This window comes from Poinsettia branch-inducing phytoplasma str. JR1, assembly GCF_000309465.1.
Taxonomy (GTDB): Bacteria; Bacillota_I; Bacilli_A; order Acholeplasmatales; family Acholeplasmataceae; genus Phytoplasma; species Phytoplasma pruni.
In genome coordinates this window covers 1-435 of the sequence record NZ_AKIK01000135.1, presented here as the reverse complement: position 1 = coordinate 435, position 435 = coordinate 1, and the positions used below count along the sequence as shown (strand labels likewise).

1 protein-coding gene is annotated in these 435 nt (G+C 26.2%); it reads right to left on the bottom strand.

Annotated features, from left to right (window positions below; genetic code table 11):
• Positions 1-189 precede the first annotated feature (189 nt).
• Positions 190-366, bottom strand: a complete 177-nt coding sequence (locus ON17_RS03655; protein WP_017191960.1) for a hypothetical protein — start codon at positions 364-366, stop codon at positions 190-192.
• Between the last annotated feature and the right edge of the window lie 69 nt (positions 367-435).

The window sequence follows — 435 nt, the reverse complement described above, 5'->3', positions numbered from 1 at the left end:
CTTTAATAAATTTGAGGCAAAAATCGCTTATATTTAAAAACAAAGCCAGAATAAACATTTTTATTTTCAATAACCAATTCCACATAAAGTTTATTCCTTTCTGGTTTTTATTCCAATTCTTTTAATTCTTCATCTGTAAAACCAGCATCTTTTAATTCTTTAAGCGTATATCTAGCATTTTTTAATTGTTTAGCTGTATAATCCTGCCTCTATCATTTCTTCAACTTTATACCCAGCTAATCTTAATTCAAAAGCTGTATATCCAGCACATCTTACTTCAAAAGCGGTATACCCAACATCTCTTAATTTAGCTGTATACCAATTATCTATTATTTTTTTAGCATATTTTTTACACTTTCTAGACATTTAAATCTCCTTTTATTTAATTTTATTTAAATAGAAAAACAACTTTATTCGCTTATCATCTACTCTTTC

Excerpts from the sequence above, each read along its gene's own strand:
- ON17_RS03655 (WP_017191960.1), bottom strand. The coding sequence starts at position 366 with ATGTCTAGAAAGTGTAAAAAATATGCTAAAAAAATAATAGATAATTGG.